Source organism: Sphingomonas sp. LH128 (assembly GCF_000293195.2).
Lineage (GTDB): Bacteria > Pseudomonadota > Alphaproteobacteria > Sphingomonadales > Sphingomonadaceae > Novosphingobium > Novosphingobium resinovorum_A.
Genome location: NZ_ALVC01000036.1, coordinates 16,007 through 35,394, shown reverse-complemented (window position 1 = coordinate 35,394; position 19,388 = coordinate 16,007). Strand labels below are relative to the sequence as shown.

At 63.5% G+C, this 19,388-nt stretch carries 29 protein-coding genes; 25 read left to right on the top strand and 4 right to left on the bottom strand.

Going from position 1 to position 19,388, the window contains the following annotated elements:
- The first annotated feature begins 570 nt into the window (after positions 1–570).
- From rpsL to tuf, 4 genes are all read left to right on the top strand, one after another.
- On the top strand, positions 571–942 hold the full coding sequence (rpsL, locus tag LH128_RS03725) for a 30S ribosomal protein S12 (protein ID WP_007011879.1): 372 nt from the start codon (positions 571–573) through the stop codon (positions 940–942).
- Between the two features lie 185 nt (positions 943–1,127).
- Positions 1,128–1,598 (top strand): 30S ribosomal protein S7, encoded by a 471-nt coding sequence (gene rpsG, locus LH128_RS03720; protein ID WP_008828242.1) that lies wholly within the window; start codon positions 1,128–1,130, stop codon positions 1,596–1,598.
- A 117-nt stretch (positions 1,599–1,715) separates the two neighbouring features.
- Positions 1,716–3,800, top strand: coding sequence for an elongation factor G (gene fusA, locus LH128_RS03715; protein ID WP_008828241.1), 2,085 nt, complete (start codon positions 1,716–1,718; stop codon positions 3,798–3,800).
- A gap of 125 nt (positions 3,801–3,925) precedes the next feature.
- Complete coding sequence (gene tuf / locus LH128_RS03710; RefSeq protein WP_008828240.1) at positions 3,926–5,116, top strand: elongation factor Tu; 1,191 nt, start codon at positions 3,926–3,928, stop codon at positions 5,114–5,116.
- A 194-nt stretch (positions 5,117–5,310) separates the two neighbouring features.
- On the opposite strand, the gene LH128_RS31235 is transcribed toward tuf, so the two are convergent.
- Positions 5,311–5,811, bottom strand: coding sequence for a hypothetical protein (locus tag LH128_RS31235; RefSeq protein WP_008828239.1), 501 nt, complete (start codon positions 5,809–5,811; stop codon positions 5,311–5,313).
- 209 nt (positions 5,812–6,020) lie between these two features.
- Between LH128_RS31235 and rpsJ the strand changes: the two genes are divergently transcribed.
- The 21 genes from rpsJ to LH128_RS03600 all read left to right on the top strand — a co-directional run bounded on the left by rpsJ (position 6,021) and on the right by LH128_RS03600 (position 16,971).
- Positions 6,021–6,332, top strand: coding sequence for a 30S ribosomal protein S10 (gene rpsJ / locus LH128_RS03700; protein WP_007011873.1), 312 nt, complete (start codon positions 6,021–6,023; stop codon positions 6,330–6,332).
- A 334-nt stretch (positions 6,333–6,666) separates the two neighbouring features.
- The gene (gene rplC / locus LH128_RS03695) at positions 6,667–7,422 is read left to right on the top strand and encodes a 50S ribosomal protein L3 (RefSeq protein WP_008828238.1); all 756 of its coding nucleotides are present in this window, start codon (positions 6,667–6,669) and stop codon (positions 7,420–7,422) included.
- Between the two features lie 2 nt (positions 7,423–7,424).
- Positions 7,425–8,051 (top strand): 50S ribosomal protein L4, encoded by a 627-nt coding sequence (gene rplD / locus LH128_RS03690; protein ID WP_008828237.1) that lies wholly within the window; start codon positions 7,425–7,427, stop codon positions 8,049–8,051.
- On the top strand, positions 8,044–8,352 hold the full coding sequence (locus LH128_RS03685; protein WP_008828236.1) for a 50S ribosomal protein L23: 309 nt from the start codon (positions 8,044–8,046) through the stop codon (positions 8,350–8,352). The genes rplD and LH128_RS03685 overlap by 8 nt, the downstream gene beginning before the upstream one ends.
- A gap of 6 nt (positions 8,353–8,358) precedes the next feature.
- Positions 8,359–9,195, top strand: a complete 837-nt coding sequence (rplB, locus tag LH128_RS03680) for a 50S ribosomal protein L2 (RefSeq protein ID WP_008828235.1) — start codon at positions 8,359–8,361, stop codon at positions 9,193–9,195.
- A gap of 6 nt (positions 9,196–9,201) precedes the next feature.
- Positions 9,202–9,483 (top strand): 30S ribosomal protein S19, encoded by a 282-nt coding sequence (gene rpsS, locus LH128_RS03675; protein WP_008828234.1) that lies wholly within the window; start codon positions 9,202–9,204, stop codon positions 9,481–9,483.
- Complete coding sequence (rplV, locus tag LH128_RS03670; RefSeq protein ID WP_008828233.1) at positions 9,480–9,857, top strand: 50S ribosomal protein L22; 378 nt, start codon at positions 9,480–9,482, stop codon at positions 9,855–9,857. Before rpsS ends, rplV begins: the two co-directional genes overlap by 4 nt.
- A 3-nt stretch (positions 9,858–9,860) precedes the next feature.
- The gene (rpsC, locus tag LH128_RS03665; RefSeq protein ID WP_008828232.1) at positions 9,861–10,556 is read left to right on the top strand and encodes a 30S ribosomal protein S3; all 696 of its coding nucleotides are present in this window, start codon (positions 9,861–9,863) and stop codon (positions 10,554–10,556) included.
- Positions 10,557–10,577: 21 nt separating this feature from the next.
- Positions 10,578–11,012 carry a 50S ribosomal protein L16 gene (gene rplP, locus LH128_RS03660; RefSeq protein ID WP_008828231.1) on the top strand — a complete coding sequence of 145 codons (435 nt, stop codon included), beginning with the start codon at positions 10,578–10,580 and terminating at the stop codon, positions 11,010–11,012.
- Positions 11,012–11,215 (top strand): 50S ribosomal protein L29, encoded by a 204-nt coding sequence (gene rpmC / locus LH128_RS03655; RefSeq protein ID WP_008828230.1) that lies wholly within the window; start codon positions 11,012–11,014, stop codon positions 11,213–11,215. The genes rplP and rpmC overlap by 1 nt, the downstream gene beginning before the upstream one ends.
- Before the next feature lie 11 nt (positions 11,216–11,226).
- Complete coding sequence (gene rpsQ, locus LH128_RS03650; RefSeq protein ID WP_008828229.1) at positions 11,227–11,496, top strand: 30S ribosomal protein S17; 270 nt, start codon at positions 11,227–11,229, stop codon at positions 11,494–11,496.
- Between the two features lie 195 nt (positions 11,497–11,691).
- Complete coding sequence (rplN, locus tag LH128_RS03645; RefSeq protein ID WP_008828228.1) at positions 11,692–12,060, top strand: 50S ribosomal protein L14; 369 nt, start codon at positions 11,692–11,694, stop codon at positions 12,058–12,060.
- Complete coding sequence (rplX, locus tag LH128_RS03640) at positions 12,060–12,377, top strand: 50S ribosomal protein L24 (RefSeq protein ID WP_008828227.1); 318 nt, start codon at positions 12,060–12,062, stop codon at positions 12,375–12,377. The genes rplN and rplX overlap by 1 nt, the downstream gene beginning before the upstream one ends.
- Complete coding sequence (gene rplE / locus LH128_RS03635; RefSeq protein ID WP_008828226.1) at positions 12,370–12,951, top strand: 50S ribosomal protein L5; 582 nt, start codon at positions 12,370–12,372, stop codon at positions 12,949–12,951. Before rplX ends, rplE begins: the two co-directional genes overlap by 8 nt.
- A gap of 26 nt (positions 12,952–12,977) precedes the next feature.
- Positions 12,978–13,283 carry a 30S ribosomal protein S14 gene (rpsN, locus tag LH128_RS03630; protein WP_008828225.1) on the top strand — a complete coding sequence of 102 codons (306 nt, stop codon included), beginning with the start codon at positions 12,978–12,980 and terminating at the stop codon, positions 13,281–13,283.
- A gap of 12 nt (positions 13,284–13,295) precedes the next feature.
- Positions 13,296–13,691 (top strand): 30S ribosomal protein S8, encoded by a 396-nt coding sequence (gene rpsH / locus LH128_RS03625; protein WP_008828224.1) that lies wholly within the window; start codon positions 13,296–13,298, stop codon positions 13,689–13,691.
- Complete coding sequence (gene rplF, locus LH128_RS03620; RefSeq protein WP_008828223.1) at positions 13,691–14,224, top strand: 50S ribosomal protein L6; 534 nt, start codon at positions 13,691–13,693, stop codon at positions 14,222–14,224. The genes rpsH and rplF overlap by 1 nt, the downstream gene beginning before the upstream one ends.
- A complete protein-coding gene (rplR, locus tag LH128_RS03615; protein ID WP_008828222.1) occupies positions 14,224–14,562 on the top strand; it encodes a 50S ribosomal protein L18 in 339 nt (112 codons plus the stop codon). Before rplF ends, rplR begins: the two co-directional genes overlap by 1 nt.
- 2 nt (positions 14,563–14,564) lie before the next feature.
- Positions 14,565–15,299, top strand: coding sequence for a 30S ribosomal protein S5 (gene rpsE, locus LH128_RS03610; protein ID WP_008828221.1), 735 nt, complete (start codon positions 14,565–14,567; stop codon positions 15,297–15,299).
- Between the two features lie 5 nt (positions 15,300–15,304).
- Positions 15,305–15,481: a 50S ribosomal protein L30 gene (rpmD, locus tag LH128_RS03605; protein WP_008828220.1), complete on the top strand. Its 177-nt coding sequence runs from the start codon at positions 15,305–15,307 to the stop codon at positions 15,479–15,481.
- Positions 15,482–15,771: 290 nt separating this feature from the next.
- The gene (locus LH128_RS03600; protein WP_008828219.1) at positions 15,772–16,971 is read left to right on the top strand and encodes an ankyrin repeat domain-containing protein; all 1,200 of its coding nucleotides are present in this window, start codon (positions 15,772–15,774) and stop codon (positions 16,969–16,971) included.
- Positions 16,972–17,048: 77 nt separating this feature from the next.
- Here LH128_RS03600 and LH128_RS03595 read toward each other — a convergent pair whose 3' ends face one another.
- The 3 genes from LH128_RS03595 to LH128_RS03585 are packed head-to-tail and all read right to left on the bottom strand — an operon-like array spanning position 17,049 to position 19,386.
- Positions 17,049–18,689: a recombinase family protein gene (locus LH128_RS03595; RefSeq protein ID WP_008828218.1), complete on the bottom strand. Its 1,641-nt coding sequence runs from the start codon at positions 18,687–18,689 to the stop codon at positions 17,049–17,051.
- On the bottom strand, positions 18,689–19,120 hold the full coding sequence (locus LH128_RS03590; protein ID WP_008828217.1) for a type II toxin-antitoxin system VapC family toxin: 432 nt from the start codon (positions 19,118–19,120) through the stop codon (positions 18,689–18,691). The genes LH128_RS03595 and LH128_RS03590 overlap by 1 nt, the downstream gene beginning before the upstream one ends.
- A complete protein-coding gene (locus LH128_RS03585; protein ID WP_008828216.1) occupies positions 19,117–19,386 on the bottom strand; it encodes a type II toxin-antitoxin system Phd/YefM family antitoxin in 270 nt (89 codons plus the stop codon). Before LH128_RS03585 ends, LH128_RS03590 begins: the two co-directional genes overlap by 4 nt.
- Positions 19,387–19,388 lie beyond the last annotated feature (2 nt).

Genomic DNA, 19,388 nt, shown 5'->3' with positions numbered 1-19,388 from the left:
ATCAAGCTCATCTGCGTGAGGCTGTGGTGCAACGCGTAATGAGTCCGCGCCCTAAGATGGAATGCGTATCAGCCGTTCTTTAAGCCAACCTTGACCCCATCCCCCCAATCCCCTAAAGGCGCGCATCCCTCGCGGGCTTGCTCGCGGTGGATATACAGAGCTGAACATTGCCGTTCCGGCGCGTTTCTCGCAGCTTTTCCGTGGCTTTCGGGCCTCGGCAGGGCAGGGAAGCACGGACCGCTCCCTTCATCCGAATCGGGTGAGGGTGCGTCCCTCGGGCGGGCGGCAAAGTAATCCGGCAGCGCTCATCGGCGGCCGGGTGGAGTGTTTTTCGGCTCACGGGTGCGGCCTTCCTCGTTTGCAACGAGGGGGCGGAGCAAACCGATGGCGGTCCCAGCCTTCGCTGGGATGACGGCCTCGCGGTTTCCTTCCTGCATTGCGTGATCGTCTACTCTTCTCCCGTCATCGCAGTTGTGGCCCTCCCGGCCCGGTGACCACCGGGGTGCGACGGGTCGATACCGATGGTTTCGGTGTCGATCCATCGCACTCCCATTTGAAAGAAGAGTATAGATGCCCACTATCAACCAGCTGGTCCGCAAGGGCCGCGAACCGCAGAAGGCCAAGTCCAAGGTTCCTGCGATGGAGCAGAACCCGCAGAAGCGCGGCGTCTGCACCCGCGTCTACACGACCACCCCGAAGAAGCCGAACTCGGCACTTCGCAAGGTCGCCAAGGTGCGCCTGACCAACAGCCGCGAAGTCATCTCGTACATCCCGGGTGAAGGCCACAACCTGCAGGAGCACTCGGTCGTGCTCATTCGCGGCGGCCGTGTCCGCGATCTTCCCGGCGTTCGCTACCACATCCTGCGCGGCGTGCTCGACACCCAGGGCGTCAAGGATCGCAAGCAGAGCCGCTCGAAGTACGGCGCCAAGCGTCCGAAGTAAGCCACTCACAAGGCTCGCGGCGGGGCACCCGTCATCCCAGCGCAGGCTGGGACCGCTGGCAGCCTAGAAGCGGCCTTGAAGTACTAACACTTACCGAGCGCCCAGTGAGGCCAGCGGTCCCGGATCAAGTCCGGGATGACGGCTGAAGACCTCCGCTACGCTCCGGACCATTTGGAGTTTAAAAAATGTCACGTCGTCGTCGTCCCGAGAAGCGGGAAATCCTGCCTGATCCCAAGTTCGGGGATCTCATCCTGTCCAAGTTCATGAACAACCTCATGTACGACGGCAAGAAGTCGGTCGCCGAAGCGATCGTCTACGGTGCCATGGAAACCATGGAAACCCGCGCCAAGTCGGACCCGATCCAGCTGTTCCACGACGCCCTCAACAACGTCGCGCCGCAGATCGAAGTGCGTTCGCGCCGCGTCGGCGGTGCGACCTACCAGGTCCCCGTCGAGGTTCGTCCCGAGCGTGCGCAGGCTCTCGCCATCCGCTGGCTGATCACCGCCGCGCGCAACCGTCCCGAGACCACCATGTCGGCACGCCTCTCGGGCGAGCTGCTGGACGCCTCGAACAACCGCGGCAACGCGGTCAAGAAGCGCGAAGACACGCACCGCATGGCGGACGCGAACCGCGCCTTCTCGCACTACCGCTGGTAATGTGCTGAGTGTGCGCCCGGATGAGTTGGTCATTCGGGCGTCACACTTTTATTTCAGGGGGCAAGGGTCTATCTGAAGGCCGCTCTCGCTCCCGAAACCCTCGCTAAGGATTCTCCCATGGCACGCAGCCATCCGCTGAATATGTACCGTAACATCGGTATCATGGCGCACATCGACGCTGGCAAGACCACGACGACCGAGCGCATCCTCTACTACACCGGCAAGTCCTACAAGATCGGCGAAGTCCACGACGGCGCTGCGACCATGGACTGGATGGAGCAGGAGCAGGAACGCGGCATCACGATCACCTCGGCTGCCACCACCTGCTTCTGGACCGCAGAGGGCCAGGAATACCGCATCAACATCATCGACACCCCGGGCCACGTCGACTTCACCATCGAAGTCGAACGCTCGCTGCGCGTGCTCGACGGTGCCGTGGCATGCTTCGACGGCGTTGCCGGCGTGGAGCCGCAGTCGGAAACCGTATGGCGCCAGGCCGACAAGTACGGCGTACCGCGTATGTGCTTCATCAATAAGCTGGACCGTACCGGCGCGAACTTCAAGTATTGCGTCCAGTCGATCATCGATCGTCTTGGTGCTACTCCGGCCGTGCTTTACATTCCTATTGGTCTGGAAGCCGACCTCAAGGGTCTCGTTGACTTGGTGCACAACCGCGCGATCGTCTGGAAGGACGAGTCGCTTGGTGCCGAATTCTTCTACGAAGAGATTCCGGCCGAGCTGGCTGACGAAGCCGCCGAGTACCGCATGAAGCTCATCGAACTCGCCGTCGAGCAGGACGACGAGGCGATGGAAGCGTATCTCGAAGGCAACGAGCCCGACGTCGCGACGCTCAAGAAGCTGATCCGCAAGGGTACGCTGGGCCATGCGTTCGTGCCGGTCGTCTGCGGTTCGGCGTTCAAGAACAAGGGCGTTCAGCCCCTGCTCGACGCCGTCGTCGACTACCTGCCTTCGCCGCTCGACATTGAAGACGTCCAGGGCGTCAAGGTCGACAGCGACGAGCCTGACAGCCGCCCGCCGGCCGACGACGCGCCGTTCTCGGCTCTCGCGTTCAAGGTCATGAACGACCCGTTCGTGGGCTCGCTCACCTTCGCTCGCATCTATTCGGGTACGCTCTCGAAGGGCACGTACCTGAACTCGGTGAAGCAGAAGAAGGAAAAGGTCGGCCGCATCCTCGAGATGCACGCCAACGAGCGTAAGGACATCGACGAGGCCTTCGCAGGCGACATCGTTGCTCTTGCCGGCATGAAGGAAACCACCACGGGCGACACGCTCTGCGCCGAACGCGCGCCGATCGTTCTCGAACGCATGGAATTCCCCGAGCCGGTCATCGAACTGTCGGTGGAACCCAAGACCAAGGCCGACCAGGAGAAGATGGGCATCGCGCTCAACCGTCTCTCGGCCGAGGATCCCTCGTTCCGCGTCTCGACCGACCACGAGTCGGGCCAGACCATCATCAAGGGCATGGGTGAACTTCACCTCGACATCATTGTCGACCGCATGCGCCGCGAGTTCAAGGTTGAAGCCAACGTCGGTGCGCCGCAGGTGGCTTACCGCGAATACCTCGGCAAGGCTGTGGACGTGGACTACACCCACAAGAAGCAGTCGGGCGGTACGGGTCAGTTCGGCCGCGTGAAGGTCAAGGTCACGCCGGGCGAGCGCGGTGCGGGCATCACCTTCAAGGACGAGATCAAGGGCGGTAACATTCCGAAGGAATATATCCCCGCGATCGAAAAGGGCATGCGCGAAACCGCTGCCTCGGGCTCGCTGGTCGGCTTCCCGATCATCGACTTCGAAATCGTCCTCTACGACGGTTCGTACCACGACGTCGACTCGAGCGCCCTGGCGTTCGAAATCGCCGGTCGCGGTGCCATGCGTGAAGTCGCCCAGAAGGCCGGCATCAAGCTGCTTGAGCCGATCATGAAGGTCGAGGTCGTGACCCCGGAAGAGTTCATGGGCGACGTCATCGGCGACCTCAACTCGCGTCGTGGCCAGATCCAGGGCACCGACAGCCGTGGTAACGCACAGGTCGTGGAGGCGAACACGCCGCTCGCGAACATGTTCGGCTACGTGAACTCGCTGCGCTCCTTCACCCAGGGCCGCGCGAACTACTCGATGATCTTCTCCCACTATGACGAAGTCCCGGCGAACGTCGCGGCCGAAGTCAAGGAGAAGCTCGCCTAAGGGCGGGCGGGATCAAGCATACTCTTGCCTGACGGCAGGATTGGTTATAGGGGCGGCGCCTGCATCCGCGGGCTCCGCTCCGATACCCCGCAGATTCGAAATCAAGACGAAAGAAGGTTTGAAAGATGGCCAAGGCTAAATTTGAGCGGAACAAGCCGCACTGCAACATCGGCACCATCGGTCACGTCGACCACGGCAAGACCACGCTGACCGCCGCGATCACCAAGGTGATGGCTGAAGCGTTCGGCGGCACCGCCGTTGACTTCGCGAACATCGACAAGGCTCCCGAAGAGCGCGAGCGCGGCATCACCATCTCGACCGCACACGTCGAGTACGAGACCGACGCCCGCCACTACGCGCACGTCGACTGCCCGGGTCACGCTGACTACGTCAAGAACATGATCACCGGTGCCGCCCAGATGGACGGCGCGATCCTCGTCGTGAACGCTGCTGACGGCCCGATGCCGCAGACCCGCGAGCACATCCTGCTCGCCCGCCAGGTCGGCGTGCCGCAGCTGGTCGTGTACATGAACAAGGTCGACCAGGTCGACGACGAAGAACTGCTTGAGCTGGTCGAACTCGAAGTTCGCGAACTGCTCTCGTCGTACGACTTCGACGGCGACAACATCCCCGTCGTCAAGGGTTCGGCTCTGGCCGCTCTCGAAGGCCGCGACGACAACATCGGCAAGGAATCGATCCTTGAGCTGATGAAGGCCGTCGACGACTTCATCCCGCAGCCGCCCCGCCCGACCGACAAGCCCTTCCTGATGCCCGTCGAAGACGTGTTCTCGATCTCGGGCCGTGGTACGGTTGTGACCGGCCGCGTCGAGACCGGCATCGTCAAGGTTGGTGAGGAAGTCGAAGTCGTCGGCATCCGCAACACCCAGAAGACCACCGTTACCGGCGTCGAAATGTTCCGCAAGCTGCTCGACCAGGGTGAAGCCGGCGACAACATCGGCGCGCTGGTTCGCGGTCTGAAGCGTGAAGACGTCGAGCGCGGCCAGGTTCTGGCCAAGCCGGGCACCGTGACCCCGCACACCGAGTTCTCGGCAGAAGTCTACGTTCTGTCGAAGGACGAAGGCGGCCGTCACACCCCGTTCTTCGCGAACTACCGTCCGCAGTTCTACTTCCGCACCACCGACGTGACCGGCGAAGTGATCCTCCCCGAGGGCACCGAGATGGTCATGCCGGGCGACAACGTCTCGCTGTCGGTCAAGCTGATCGCTCCGATCGCCATGGACGAAGGTCTGCGCTTCGCAATCCGCGAAGGCGGCCGCACCGTCGGCTCGGGCGTCGTTGCCTCGATCACGAAGTAATTCGTCGATCGGCCAACAACGGCTGAAGTGATTGGCCCGGCGTCTCGAAAGAGACGCCGGGCTTTTCGCGTTTATGGGATGCTTCGTCTCGTCATTGCGAGCGTAGCGAAGCATTCCAGGGCGGTGCAGCACTGCCCTGGAATGCTTCGCTACGCTCGCAATGACGAAAGGGGAGGGCGCTCCGACGGTGCGGCTCAGGGCTGCCGCAGTTCGCCCTGTGCGATCTTCCACGCATCCGAACCCTTGGGCGCTTCGGGAATGGACTTGAGGTCGATGTAATAGACGGGCTCCGGCACTTTGCCGAACGGTATGGTGATGCACGGGCCAAGGCAGCCCGGGATGTTCCACAGGTCCGGCGGATGCAGCGCCCCTGTGCGCGTGCTCTCGTCGACGGATTTCGATGCGGGAACCCGCTCGCTGGAGCCGTCGCCGCCGTGGGAGCAGACGACGATCGTGCCGTCGTTGCCGCCATTGCTGGCGCGGGCTGCGTCGCGGCAGGCATCGTCTATCGGGCCGCCCCTTGGATCGGGTATGCCGACGTGGGCCGTGAGAACGTCGGTGTCGTCGAGATCGATGGGAATTTCGCTTCCGGTGGGGCCGTAGGCAGAGCCTGCGGCGGCAGCGGGCGCGGAAGCAAGGCAAGCGAGGGTCAGCGCGGCAAGGACGCTGGAAATTGTCGTGGTAGTGGAGGGCATTGGCAGCGGCTTCTGTTAGGCGTCGCGATGCCAACCTAGGGAGTGGATCGGGCGCAGGGAAGGGGCGATGCGACGAACTGCGCCGCGTACCGCCGAAAACCTGCCGATCCGCGTAAAATCAGGGCTTGCCCGACTCGCACTTGGCGTGTAGGGGCGCGGTTCGAATTTGACGGGACTTCGGTCCTATGGCTCTTTCTCATCGGTAGGTTATGGAAGCTCAGAACATCCGCATTCGCCTGAAGGCGTTTGACCATCGCGTTCTCGACCAGGCAACTGGCGAAATCGCTGACACGGCACGTCGTACCGGCGCGCTGATTCGTGGGCCCATTCCCCTGCCGACCAAGATCGAGAAGTTCACGGTCAACCGTGGTCCGCACATCGACAAGAAGTCGCGTGAGCAGTTCGAAGTCCGCACCTACAAGCGTCTGCTTGATATCGTGCAGCCGAACGCCGCTACCGTCGACGCTCTGATGAAGCTGGACCTCGCGGCCGGCGTGAACGTCGAGATCAAGCTGGCCTGAAGCCGGTTTAACGGGGTGATCTGAAAAGGTCGCCCCGATGGTCCTTTCCGATCGGACCCTAACTAGATCGAGGACTATCTTGTCGGCTTCGCTAGCCGGCTTTGCGGGGAGAAACCCGCAGAGACAGCGCCCTGAGGGAAAAGCCCGAAGGGACACAAGGGATACCTCCGGCGGCGCCTTCGGGTTTCGTTCGGGAATGCGTCCCCCGTCTCGCTTCCGTCAGTCCTTCGGGGCTTGCAGGGAGCACCTGACCCGGACGGGGTTCGTATCACACACAGGGTTGGACATGCGTGCGGGGGATGGTCCTGCGTACGCCTCTGTAAGGAGTAAGGTCATGCGTACCGGCGTGATCGCAAAGAAAGTCGGGATGACCCGCCTGTTCCAGGAGGACGGTCGCCACGTGCCCGTCACCGTCCTGGCGCTGGAGGATTGCCAGGTCGTCTCAGTCCGTACCGAAGAACGTGACGGCTACGTCGCCGTTCAGCTCGGTGCCGGCGAAGCGAAGCAGAAGAACGTTGCCAAGCCGCAGCGCGAACACTTCGCCAAGGCTCAGGTTCCCCTCAAGATGCGCGTCGCGGAATTCCGCGTCGCCGACGACGCCCTCCTCGAGGTTGGCGCGACGATTGCGGCTTCGCACTTCGTCCCGGGCCAGCTCGTCGACGTGGGCGGCCACACCCAGGGTAAGGGCTTCCAGGGCGCTATGAAGCGCTGGGGCTTCGGCGGTATGCGCGCCACCCACGGTGTGTCGATCTCGCACCGTGCGCACGGTTCGACGGGTAACCGTCAGGATCCGGGCAAGGTGTTCAAGAACAAGAAGATGGCCGGCCACATGGGCGACCGTCAGCGCACCCAGCAGAACCTCGAAGTCGTCCGCGTGGACGATGAGCGCGGCCTGATCTTCGTCAAGGGCTCGGTCCCGGGCGCGAAGAACTCGTGGCTGACCGTTGCGGACGCCGTCAAGGTCGACCGTCACGGCGAGGCTCCGTACCCCGCCGGCATCAAGTCGGTTGGCAACACCAACGACACGGCCGCTGCCGACACGCCTGCTGAAACCGCGGCGCCCGAAGCGACCGAAGGCCAGGAGGGCTAATCATGAAGGTTCAGGTCCTCAACATCGACGGTTCGACCGCCAACGGCGACATCGAGCTTTCGGACGACGTGTTCGGCCTCGAGCCGCGCGCGGACATCCTGCACCGCGTCGTCACCTGGCAGCTCGAGAACCGTCGCGGCATCGCCCGCGCGACCCGCGAGCGTTCGGAAGTCGCGCGCACCGGCAAGAAGTTCGGCAACCAGAAGGGTGGTGGTACCGCTCGTCACGGCGACCGCGCTGCTCCGGTGTTCATCGGCGGTGGTAAGGCTCACGGTGCCCGTCGCCGCGAGTTCAACATCTCGCTCAACAAGAAGATCCGTGCGCTCGGTCTGAAGATGGCCCTCTCGGCCAAGGCTCAGAACGGCCTCGTGATCGTCGACTCGCTCGACGTCGCCGACGCCAAGACCAAGGCTCTGGCCGGTCAGCTCGCCAAGGCGAACTTCGGCAAGAAGGTTCTCGTCATGGACGGCGATCAGGTCAACGAGGGCTTCGCCCTGGCGGCCCGCAACATCGTCGGCGTGAACGTTCTCCCGGCTGTCGGCGCGAACGTCTACGACATCCTGAAGCATGATACGCTGGTGCTGACGCGCGCCGCTGTCGAGAAGCTGGAGGCGCGTTTCAATGGCTAAGTCCGTCGACATTCGTCACTATGACGTGATCGTCGCCCCGCACATCACCGAGAAGTCGACCCTGCTTTCCGAGCAGAACGCAGTCGTCTTCAAGGTGGCCGACAAGGCGACCAAGCCCGAGATCAAGGCTGCCGTCGAGGCAATCTTCGATGTCAAGGTGACCGGCGTGAACACGCTCGTCGTCAAGGGCAAGACCAAGCGCTGGCGCGGTAAGGCTTACCGTCGCAGCGACGTGAAGAAGGCGATCGTCACGCTGGCCGAAGGCCAGTCGATTGACATCACCGAAGGCGCGCGGGGTTAATTTCCGATGGCACTCAAGCATTACAACCCGACCAGCCCCGCACGCCGCGGCCTGGTCCTCGTCGACAAGTCGTCGCTCTGGAAGGGCAAGCCCCTCAAGGCGCTGACCGAAGGCAAGAGCAAGACCGGCGGCCGCAACAACAAGGGTCACGTGACCTCGCGCGGCATCGCTGGCGGCCACAAGCAGAAGTACCGCTTCATCGACTTCAAGCGTCGCAAGTGGGACATGGAAGCCACCGTGGAGCGGATCGAGTACGATCCCAACCGCACCGCGTTCATCGCGCTGGTGAAGTACACGGACGGCGAACTGACCTACATCATCGCGCCGCAGCGTCTGGCAGTCGGTGACGTCATCGTCGCCGGCGAGAAGACCGACGTGAAGCCGGGCAACGCCATGCTTCTGTCGCAGATGCCGGTCGGCACGATCTGCCACAACGTCGAGATGAAGCCCGAAAAGGGCGGCCAGATCGCACGTTCGGCAGGGACCTATGTCCAGGTCGTCGGTCGTGACCGCGGCATGGTCATCGTCCGCCTGAACTCGGGCGAGCAGCGCTACCTGCGCGGCGATTGCATGGGCACGGTTGGCGCGGTCTCGAACCCCGACAACTCGAACCAGACCCTCGCCAAGGCCGGTCGCGGTCGCTGGCTGGGCCGTCGTCCGCTTACCCGCGGCGTCGCCAAGAACCCGGTCGACCACCCGCACGGTGGTGGTGAAGGCCGTACCTCGGGTGGTCGTCACCCGGTTACGCCCTGGGGCAAGCCGACCAAGGGTGCCCGCACCCGCAACAACAAGCAGACGGACAAGCTCATCATCCGTTCGCGTCACGCCAAGAAGAAGAGGTAAGTCACGATGGCACGTTCCGTCTGGAAAGGCCCCTTCGTCGACCTCTACCTTCTCAAGAAGGCCGAAGTCGCGCAGGATGCCGGCAGCCGCGCTGGTCCGATCAAGACCTGGTCGCGTCGCTCCACCATTCTCCCGCAGTTCGTTGGTCTCACCTTCCAGGTGTACAACGGGCACAAGTTCATTCCCGTTGCGGTCAACGAGGACATGGTCGGTCACAAGCTGGGTGAGTTCGCTCCCACCCGCTCGTTCCCCGGCCACGCCGCCGACAAGAAGGGCAAGCGCAAGTGAGCAAGCAAGCAGCACCCCGCCGCGTAGGTGACAAGGAAGCTCTTGCGGTCAACACGAACATTCGTGGTTCGGCCCAGAAGCTCAACCTTGTCGCTGCCCTGATCCGCGGCATGCGCGCGGAAGACGCGATGAACGTCCTGGCCTTCTCCAAGAAGGCCATGGCGGTCGACGCCCGCAAGGTTCTCGCCTCGGCGATCGCCAACGCGGAAAACAACCACAACCTCGACGTCGACGCCCTCGTCGTCGCCGAGGCGTCGGTCGGCAAGTCGGTGACCATGAAGCGTTTCCACGCTCGTGGTCGCGGCAAGTCCACGCGCATCCTGAAGCCGTTTTCGCGCCTGCGGATCGTCGTTCGCGAAGTCGAGGAGGCCTGATCCATGGGTCATAAGAGCAATCCGATCGGTCTGCGCCTGCAGATCAACCGTACCTGGGACAGCCGTTGGTTCGCCGAAGGCCGGGACTACGGCAAGCTGCTTGAGGAAGACCTCAAGATTCGCAAGTTCATCATCGAGACCCTGCCGCAGGCTGCGATCTCGAAGGTGGTGATCGAGCGTCCGGCCAAGCTGTGCCGCATCTCGATCTTCGCTGCCCGTCCCGGTGTCATCATCGGCAAGAAGGGCGCGGACATCGAGAAGCTGCGCAAGCAGCTGGCCGCGATGACCTCGAGCGAAGTGAAGCTGAACATCGTCGAAATCCGCAAGCCGGAAGTCGACGCCAAGCTGATCGCCCAGGGTATCGCCGACCAGCTGATCCGCCGCGTGGCGTTCCGCCGTGCGATGAAGCGCGCGATGCAGTCCGCCATGCGTCTGGGTGCCGAAGGCATCAAGATCATGTGCGGTGGCCGTCTCGGCGGCGCTGAAATCGCCCGTCTGGAGCAGTACCGCGAAGGTCGCGTTCCGCTTCACACGCTGCGTGCGAACATCGACTATGCCGCTGCCGAGGCGCTGACCGCCTACGGTATCATCGGCATCAAGGTGTGGGTCTTCAAGGGCGAGATCCTTGGTCACGACCCGATGGCGCAGGATCGACTGATGATGGAGGCTCAGACCTCCGGCGTCCGTCCGGCCCGCTGAGTCTAGGATAGAGTTAGCACCATGCTGCAACCGAAAAAGACCAAGTTCCGCAAGGCCTTCAAGGGCCGGATCAAGGGCGACGCCAAGGGTGGCACCGACCTGAACTTCGGTTCCTACGGCCTCAAGGCCATGGAGCCCGAGCGGATCACCGCCCGCCAGATCGAAGCGGCCCGCCGCGCGATCACGCGTCACCTCAAGCGCCAGGGTCGTCTCTGGATCCGCGTCTTCCCGGACGTGCCGGTTTCGAAGAAGCCTGCCGAAGTCCGTCAGGGTAAGGGCAAGGGTTCGGTCGAATACTGGGCGGCCCGCGTCAAGCCCGGCCGTATCCTGTTCGAAGTGGACGGTGTTGCCGGCCAGCTCGCCGCCGAGGCTTTCAGCCGCGCCGCGATGAAGCTGCCGATCAAGACCAAGGTCGTCGCCCGCCTCGGTGACACCTCGCACCTGGGAGGCGAATAATGGCCAAGACCGAAGATCTTCGCGCCAAGACCGACGACCAGCTCACCGCTGACCTCGTCGATCTCAAGCGCGAGCAGTTCAACCTGCGTTTCCAGGCTGCTACGAGCCAGCTCGAAGCCCCGGCACGCATCAAGGAAGTCCGTCGCGACATCGCCCGCATCAAGACGCTCCAGGCTGAGCGTTCCGCCGCGGCGAAGGCGTAAGGAGAAACACGATGCCCAAGCGTATTCTTAGCGGGACTATCGTCTCCGACAAGACGGACAAGACCGTGACCGTGCTCGTCGAGCGCAAGGTGAAGCACCCCCTCTACGGGAAGATCATCCGCCGCTCGAAGAAGTACCACGCCCACGACGAGGACAACGCCTTCAAGACCGGCGAGAAAGTCCGGATCGAGGAGACGGCGCCTTACTCGAAGACCAAGACCTGGAAGGTTCTTGACCGTCTTCAGGCGAGCAAGGGTACGGCACTCGAAGCCGAGGTTTGATCCTCCGCTGAGATCGAAGCCGGGGCTGCAAGGTCCCGGCTTTGGCCTTACCTGACACAAGTGTTGACCTTCGCGGGTGAATGCGGCAAAGGGCCGCCTTCGCCCGCGCAGGGCGACTCGGGCCTCTTCGGGGGCCTGTCTTTTTAGGAACTGCCGGACTGGTTCCGGCAAGCCAGATGAGAAGGACTCGGATCGATGATCCAGATGCAATCCAATCTCGACGTGGCGGACAACAGCGGCGCGAAGCGCGTCCAGTGCATCAAGGTACTGGGTGGCTCCAAGCGTCGTTTCGCCGGCGTCGGCGACATCATCGTGGTGTCGATCAAGGAGGCGCAGCCCCGCGCTCGCGTCAAGAAGGGCGACGTTCACCGTGCTGTGATCGTGCGCACCCGCAAGGACGTGCGCCGCACGGACGGCAGCGTGATCCGCTTCGACAGCAATGCTGCCGTGCTGATCAACAAGAACGAGGAGCCGATCGGCACCCGTATCTTCGGCCCCGTGGTGCGCGAACTGCGCGGCCGTGGCTTCATGAAGATCATCTCGCTCGCGCCGGAGGTGCTGTAATGGCCGCCGCTAAGATCAAGAAGGGTGACTCCGTCGTCGTCCTGTCCGGCAAGGACAAGGGCCGCACCGGCACCGTGCTGCAGGTTCAGCCCAAGGACGGCAAGGTTGTCGTCGAAGGCGTGAACGTTGCCACCAAGCACCGCAAGCCCACCCAGCAGAACCCGCAGGGCGGCATCGACCGCGTTCCCGCGCCGATGCACATCAGCAAGGTCGCTGTTGCGGACAAGGACGGCAAGCCGACCCGCGTTCGCTTCGAAATCAAGGACGGCGTCAAGGTCCGCGTGGCCGTGAAGTCCGGGGAGACGATCGATGGCTGAGCAGTACACTCCGCGTCTGCGCACTAAGTTCGACGCTGAAATCGCGAAGGCGATGACCGAGAAGTTCGGTTACAAGAACGTGATGGAAATCCCGAAGATCGAGAAGATCACGCTCAACATGGGCGTCGGTGAAGCCAGCCAGGACAAGAAGAAGGTCCAGACTGCCGCTGCCGAGATGGAACTCATCGCCGGTCAGAAGCCCGTCATCACCAAGGCCCGCAAGTCGATCGCCCAGTTCAAGCTGCGCGAAGGCATGCCGATCGGCTGCAAGGTGACGCTCCGCCGCGAGCGCATGTACGAGTTCCTGGATCGTCTCGTCACGATCGCGATGCCCCGCATCCGCGACTTCCGTGGCCTGAACCCCAAGTCGTTCGACGGCCGTGGCAACTACGCCATGGGCCTGAAGGAGCAGATCATCTTCCCGGAGATCAGCTACGACAAGATCGACAAGGTTCGTGGCATGGACATCATCGTGACCACCACCGCGAAGACCGACGACGAAGCGCGCGAGCTGCTGCGTCTGTTCGGTTTCCCGTTCCCGGCTGAAGAGTCGGAACAGCAGGAGGCGGCGTGAGCCGCTGAGGAAGAGAGCTTAAGTCCATGGCGAAACTGAGTTCCGTGAACAAGAATGAGCGTCGCAAGAAGCTCGTCAAGAAGTATGCAGGCAAGTACGAGCGCCTCAAGGCGGTCGCTGACGATCAGTCGCTCGATGAAACCGAGCGTCTCATTGCTCGCCTGAAGCTGGCCGAGATCCCGCGCAACGCAAACCCCACCCGGGTTCGCAACCGTTGCGCCACGACCGGCCGTCCGCGCGGTTATTACCGCAAGTTCGGCCTGTGCCGCGTCGAGCTGCGTGATCTTGCCAACAAGGGCATGATCCCCGGCGTGACCAAGTCGAGCTGGTAAGGGTTAGAAGCAATGGCATTGACCGATCCCCTGGGTGATATGCTCACCCGCATCCGCAACGGCCAGCAGGCGAAGAAGGACTCCGTCCTCTCGCCGGCCTCGAAGCTGCGTGCGCGCGTCCTGGAAGTTCTCCAGCGTGAAGGCTACATCCGTGGCTTCTCCGACGACGCCACCGGCGCCCACCCGCAGCTGCGCATCGAGCTGAAGTACTTCGAAGGCGAAGCCGCCATCAAGCACATCGCTCGTGTCTCCAAGCCCGGCCGCCGCGTCTACTCGGGTTCCAAGGAACTCCCGGTCGTTCGCAACGGTCTCGGCATCACCATCGTCTCGACGCCTCGCGGCGTGCTCTCGGATGCCGAAGCACGTGCACAGAACGTCGGCGGCGAAGTGCTGGCGGAGGTGTTCTAATGAGCCGCATCGGTAAGAAGCCGGTGGCCGTTCCCAACGGCGTCACCGCCAACATCGACAACGGTGTTCTCTCGGTAAAGGGCCCCAAGGGCACCCTGACCCTGGGTCTGTCGGACCTCGTCACCTACTCGGTGGACGACGGTGCGATCGCCGTGCAGCCCATCGGCCAGTCGAAGCAGTCGCGCAGCCACTGGGGCCTTCAGCGCACCCTCGTGTCGAACCTGATCGAAGGCGTCACCAACGGCTTCACCAAGATCCTCGACATCAAGGGCGTCGGCTACCGTGCCGCTTCGCAGGGCAAGACCCTGAAGCTGCAGCTCGGCTACTCGCACGACGTCGACATCGCCGTGCCGGAAGGCATTGAGGTCAAGACCCCGGATAACACCACGGTCGAAATCTCGGGCATCGACAAGCAGAAGGTCGGCCAGCTTGCGGCCGAAATTCGCCGCTGGCGCAAGCCTGAGCCCTACAAGGGCAAGGGTATCGCCTACCGCGGTGAGTACATCTTCCGCAAGGAAGGGAAGAAGAAGTAATGGCAAAGCTGTCTCTCTTCGATCGCCGCGCGCGCCGCGTTCGCACCGCGCTCAAGGCCCGTTCGGGTGGTCGTCCCCGTCTGTCGGTGCACCGCACCGGCCGTCACATCTATGCGCAGATCATCGACGATGCGCAGGGCCACACCGTCGCTGCAGCCAACACGCTGGGCGCCAAGGGCACCGACCTCGACGCCGCGACCCGCGTTGGCAAGGAACTCGCCGAGGCCGCCAAGAAGGCGGGTGTTACCTCGGTCGTGTTCGACCGCGGTGGCTTCCTGTATCACGGCCGCGTCAAGGCGCTTGCCGAAGCCGCCCGTGAAGGCGGGCTGGAGTTCTGATCATGGCTGACGAAAACAACAACACGCAGCCGGTTTCGGCTGAAGCACCCCAGGGCGGCGCGCCGTTCGAGGGTAACCGCGAAGGCGGCCGTGGTCGTGGCGGCCGTGGCCGTGGCGGCAACGATCGCGGTGGTGAGCGCGGTGGCCGTGGCGGCCGTCGTGACGACCGTCGCGGCAACCGCAACGCCGACGAGGAGCAGGGTGAAGAGCTGATCGAAAAGCTCGTTCACATCAACCGCGTCTCCAAGACCGTCAAGGGCGGTAAGCGCTTCGGCTTCGCCGCGCTCGTCGTCGTCGGTGACGGCAAGGGCCGCGTGGGCTTCGGTCACTCGAAGGCCCGCGAAGTTCCCGAGGCGATCACCAAGGCGACTGCCTCGGCCAAGAAGAAGATGATCCGCGTCGCGCTGAAGGAGGGTCGTACCCTCCATCACGACGGCAAGGGCCACTTCGGCGCCGGCAAGGTGAACGTGCGTACGGCTCCGGCCGGTACGGGCATCATCGCCGGTGGTCCGATGCGCGCCGTGTTCGAGAGCCTGGGCGTCGCTGACGTCGTCACCAAGTCGGTGGGCACCTCGAACCCGTACAACATGATCCGCGCCACCTTCGACGCGCTGACCACGCAGACTTCGCCGAAGTCGGTGGCCCAGCGTCGTGGCAAGAAGATCGCCGACCTGCTTGGTCGCGGTGGTGCTACCGAGGTAGAGGCCGAGGCCGCTGCCGAAGCCATCGTGGAGTAAGCATCATGGCGAAGATCAAGATCCAGCAGATCGGTTCGCCGATCCGTCGCCCCGAGAGCCAGAAGAAGATCCTCATCGGTCTCGGCCTCGGCAAGATGCACCGTATCGTGGAGCGCGAAGACACCGCCGAAGTGCGCGGTGCCATCGCCAAGCTGCCGCACATGGTGAAGATCGTCGACTGAACCTTCACAGGTTCACGTTGAACGAGACAGAAGGGCCTCGGTGGAAACACCGGGGCCTTTTTGCGTGGGTGGCCGGCCCTTCGACAAGCTCAGGGTGACCCTTCGACAGGCTCAGGGAGAGCGGGGCTAAGTGCAAACCTCCCAATTCCGCTCAGGCTGAGCTTGTCGAAGCCCCAGGGGCATGGTGGGCCTTCCCGCAAGTAATGCTCTTCCAACAGCGCGCGGCTATGCTATTCGCGCCAGCTTCATCGGCGCCGTGAGGCGCCACGGATTCCAATCGGGGACAGGTCTTGATCGGCAAGCGGCTTCTGACGGCCACCATCCTGTGCATGGGCGCGCTGACGACGGCCGCGTGCTCGGACGACGCGCCCAAGGGCAATCTCGGTGTCGAGGGCGCCTCGGTAACCCAATGCGGCGACCTGCGTGCGGATACCGCGTTCCTGGACAAGCTGCGCAAGGGTGACCGCTCGCTGCGCCGCAGGCTGAAGGACGGTAGCGCCAACGCCGTGGCGGAGGCACACAAGGCGCTCGACATGGGCGACTTTCGCCTGATTGCCGCGACCACGCCGACCGGCATCTCCACCGAGGCTTACGGCGTACAGTGCCGCATGCTTGGCGGCCTTTCGCCATGGACCGTGCGCGCGGTGGCCTTCGTGCCGGAGGGCAAGGTCGAGGGCGGGCAGCAGAAGCCCGACGATACCGTCACCGGCTTTGGTCGCCGCTACAACGCCGCGATGCTGGCCGATCCGCGCTATCCTTATGCCGACGTCTGCCGTGCGGTCGACAAGGCCGGGCCGGCGCCGACGATGCCGGACAATCCCGATGCCGGGATCGAACAGCCCTACGGTTTCGCCGAACTGGGCGTCGCGCGCATGGAGCACGGGCTCGGCGCGGCGGCGCGGCGCGGCTCGATCCGGGATATCGGCATCCTGCTGGAGCGCGATCCCAAGGGCATCGACAAGCCCGATCTGTTCGGCCTCACCCCGCTCGCCTGGGCGGTCGCCTACCATCGCTGGCCTGCGGCGCAGGCGCTGCTGCGGGCCAAGGCCGACCCGATCGGCGGGACGTGCCAGACCACCATCGACCGCCAGTCGCCGTTGCAGATCGCGCGCGTGATGCGCTGGTACGGTGTCATCCGCGCGATGCGGCCGCTGGTGACCGAAGAGCAGTTCGCCAGCCTGCGCCAGAAGCCGCGCTGGGATGACGCCAGCCTCGTCGAGTTCAACCATGCGCTCACCGAACTCAAGGAGCGTTACGATACGCAGCTGAAAGCCAAGCCGTTCGGCCGCTACGACCTGAACTTCCAGGTGGACGAGCAGGGCAACACGACAGAGTGCAAGATGGATCCGGCATCCGTCTCGCCCGCGTTCGACAAGGAACTGTGCGGGCTGGCGGTGGAGATCGTGCGCTGGGCGCCTGCGCGCGACGCCTTCGGTACACGGGTGCCGGAGAGGGCGAAGTTGCTGGTGGGCTTCGGCGGCGGCAGCTGAGGCATGTCCTACATGCCGTGATTCATGCGATAGAGGATCGGTGAGGGCGCGCGCTGTCGCCTTCCCCCCTTTTTCCGTCATCCCCGTGAACCCAAGGCCACCTTTGTCGTAACGATGACCTTGGGTCGAGGGGTGTCCTGGACAAAATCCAGAATGCCCATCAGGGCACCATGGAGCGTGGCGTGGATTTCGCCGTGCTTCTCGCCGGGATGAAGCACGATGCGCTCGATAAGCGATCGGATCGCATCGGCAGCATCGATCCGGGTTTCCGGGTCTTCGAGCGCCTGAGTGAAGCGCTGCATCTCTCGCGTGTAGATTTCGGCGGTACCCGGATGCACGTCAGGAATGGCCTGCGGAGCCTGCGCAATGCGGGCAGTGATTTCGGCCTTCTGCCGCTCAAGCTCCGCCATGCGCGCCTTCATGACGGGCTGGTACAGGCCGTCTTCGATCGCGGCCATGATCCCTGCGACCGCCTTGTCGATCTTCTCCAGCGCCCTGGCATCAGCATCAATTTGCGCCCGCTGCTGACGGTTCTCAAGATTGATGTATTCGGCATAGGCCGCGACGGCAGCCTGCACCTTGTCCGGGGATACAAGGCGCTCTGCTAAGCCGGAAAGAGCGCGCTGTTCCAGCAGTTCACGGCGGATGGTGCGGTGGTTGGTGCAGACATGGCGGCGGTGGTGATTGAGACAGCCGATGCGCCCGTTGGTGACAACGCCCATCTTGTCGCCGCACACGCCGCATTCGACCAGCCCAGACAGCAGATAAGCGGGGCGCCGAGCCCTGTGCATCCGGCTCGCCTGCGCGGCATGAACGCCATCGATCAGAGGCTTGTACTCGACCGCAAGCGCGTCCTGCCGCTCCTTTACCGCCTGCCACATCTGGTCGGAGATGATGCGCAATTGCGGCACCTCCACCCGCACCCAATCGGACTCGGGATTGGTCCGGGCAACGGCGCGTCCTGTACGCGGGTCTTTGAGATGGTGCTTGTGGTTCCAGACGCGCACCCCGAGATACATTTCGTTATTGATGATGCCGATGCCACGGGCGCGCTTCCCGCGAATAGTGGTATCGCTCCATGGCCGACCGGATGGGCCGGGAATGCCATCGGCATTGAGATCGCGCGCGATGGCGCGCGGACTCTTTCCCGCCGCGAACTCGCGGAAGATGCGCTCAATGATCGGCACTTCTGGCGGCTCGATGCGGCATTCGCCGCGCACCAGTTCACCTTCGGACGACAACCGCCGCACGGTCCGATAACCATAGCCCACCGGTCCCGCCGAAAAGCCCTTTTCGACACGCCCGCGTTGCCCGCGATGGGTCTTTTTGGCGAGGTCTTTCAGGAACAGCGCATTCATCGTGCCCTTGAGGCCGACATGCAGTTCGGAGATTTCGCCTTCGGCCAGCGTCACCAGCGGCACGCGGGCAAACTGAAGATGCTTGAAGAGCGTCGCCACGTCCGCCTGATCGCGCGACACTCGGTCCAGCGCTTCGGCAAGCACGATATCGAACTTGCCCGCCTGTGCGTCCTGCACCAGCGACTGGATGCCCGGGCGTAGGATCATGCTTGAACCCGAGATCGCGGCGTCCTCATATACGCCGACGACATGCCAGCCCTCGCGCGCCGCGCGCTCGCGGCAAATGCGAAGCTGATCCTCGATCGAGGCGGCGCTCTGCTGGTCGGAGGAATAGCGGGCGTAAAGGGCGATGCGGTTCATCAGGCCTTCCCTTCGGTCCAGGGGTTGAAGAGGCGGATGCCGGTCGCCTCGAAGTCGGAAACATTCCGCGTTACGAGTGTCAGTTGATGCTGCTGGGCATGGGCGGCAATGAAAGCATCCATCGCGCCGATGGGTCGGCCCGCGCCTTGGGCGCGGGCGACGATCCGGCCCCACAGGTCCGCCGTTACGCTGTCGATGGAGAGCAGTCTGTCTTCAAATCGCGGCGCCAGTTGCTCGGTCAGCCAGATGTCGAGGCCCGCCTGTCGCGCCCCCTTGTCCATGCGCTCGATCCCATGGCGCAGTTCCGCCACTGATACTACGCTCAGGAATAATTCTTCCTCATCCATCGATGCCAGCCATTCCATCACACCGGGATCGGGACGCGGCCGTGCGCCTTCCGAGATGATGTTGGTGTCGAGCAGGAAGCTCATAGATCGATCTCGCGCACACCGTCCTTGAGGCGCTCCACCTCAAGCCCTGATCCGCGCAGCGGCGAGGTCAGCAGGAAGTCGGCGAAAGTGCCGCGATGCTGGCGGCGCTGGACCCGTTCCCATAGTCCGGCATCGACCACGACGACGGCACTCTTGCCATGGCGGGTAATCGCCTGAGGTTCGCGCCGCGCCTTTTCGATGACCTCGCTCAGCCGTGCCTTTGCCTGCGCCACAGTCCAGCTATCTGGATGCGCTTCAATCGTCATAA